2 protein-coding genes are annotated in these 1,350 nt (G+C 40.4%); one reads left to right on the top strand and one right to left on the bottom strand.

Features of this window, described 5'->3' with window-relative positions:
- Positions 1 to 34 precede the first annotated feature (34 nt).
- Positions 35 to 928, bottom strand: coding sequence for an enediyne biosynthesis protein UnbU (locus IQ242_RS24915; protein ID WP_193961804.1), 894 nt, complete (start codon positions 926 to 928; stop codon positions 35 to 37).
- Between IQ242_RS24915 and IQ242_RS24910 the strand changes: the two genes are divergently transcribed.
- Positions 927 to 1,350: Uma2 family endonuclease (locus tag IQ242_RS24910; RefSeq protein WP_193961803.1), on the top strand; the 424-nt coding region annotated here is incomplete at its 3' end. The two genes, IQ242_RS24915 and IQ242_RS24910, sit on opposite strands and share 2 nt — an antisense overlap.

The following is a 1,350-nucleotide window of genomic DNA, read 5'->3' as shown; positions in this document are numbered from 1 at the left end:
ATTTTACACAATTCATACCAGGTAAGCAAGAGAGCTACGCCACTACTACCGAATCATTACCCAGCGTCAATCCGAAAAACATCCCAAAAACAATGTGAAAGGACATCAAAGTGCCATAAGCAACGGCTACAGATGCCCCGAAAATTATCTGCTCACGGGGGTTAATTGGTGTTGTTCCAGGATCAGTTACCATATAGAAAGTAAAGAGGACAAAAGCCACCCCTGTCATGGGTAATAGGGCGGGGATTAACGGTGTCTGAAAGATAGCACTTCTAAGGATTGCTTGTAAGATAAAAGCCCCTAACCATCCCGCAATTAAAGGCAATTTACGAGTAAAACGGGCATTTAAAAACGTTCCCGTACAAACAATTAAGACGGGTAAAATCCAATCTGCCCAACCGCTTAAATTCTCGGTAAACTGATAGGGGGGCGCGATGCCAATCCAAGGAAATAAGAGTAAGGTAACGCTAATACCAAAATTAGAAGGATTGAGAAAATGACGGGTTTTATCTGCCACTTTTAACCGAAAAATTGCTTTAGAGCCGATAGCCACCGCTACTGCAAACATAATCGGAAATAAACGCTCATTAGCATAGAGTAACATAGCGATCGCTAATGAGGTAATATGGGCAGAAAGCAGAAAATCGATAAACTGACCCATACTTCCTAAATATCTAGGTTTAAAGCCATTTACCCCAGCATCAACGCTTTCTAATAATAATTCTACGCTGTAACCTGTTGCTAAAGCCACCAGAGGTTGCGCCCAAGATTGTTCAAATCCGAGGACGGTATGACCTAAAATATTGAGAAAGGTAATCGCTATGGCAAAGCGTCGTAATCCTGCTAAACGATTAGGTTGATAGGAAACAGTAGAACGCTCTACTGAAGAGCTAAAATAGGGAAGATTAAATAATTGAGTGGTCGTCATGGTTATTGTTGAAGATGAGTTAAAGGAAATTATCTTTCCCAAAAGTGATTTACTGAGTGATGAACCCCCTATGGAAACAGAGTTACATCTGCGTCAATTGATGCTTTTGATCCAATCACTAGAGTTCTTATGGAAAGACCGCCAAGATTTCTATGCTTTTGGTAATCTGACTATTTATTACAGTCCCAATCAACGAAAATCAGAATATTTTAGAGGTCCTGATTTTTTTGTGGTTTTGGGAGTAGCAAGAAAACCCCGTAAAAGTTGGGTAGTGTGGGAAGAAGAGGGGAAATATCCCCATGTCATCATCGAGATTTTGTCTGATTCAACGGCAGAAACCGATCGAGGTCTCAAGAAAGAAATTTATCAGGAAACTTTCCGGACTCCTAATTATTTTTGGTTTGATCCCACCAGTTTAGAAT

This window comes from Microcystis sp. LEGE 08355 (assembly GCF_015207185.1).
Classification (GTDB): Bacteria; Cyanobacteriota; Cyanobacteriia; order Cyanobacteriales; family Microcystaceae; genus Microcystis; species Microcystis panniformis.
The sequence above is the reverse complement of the archived record's forward strand: the minus strand, read 5'-3'. Positions and strand labels throughout refer to the sequence as shown.

Coding starts and splice junctions, on each gene's coding strand:
- IQ242_RS24915 (WP_193961804.1), bottom strand. CDS start 928: ATGACGACCACTCAATTATTTAATCTTCCCTATTTTAGCTCTTCAGTA.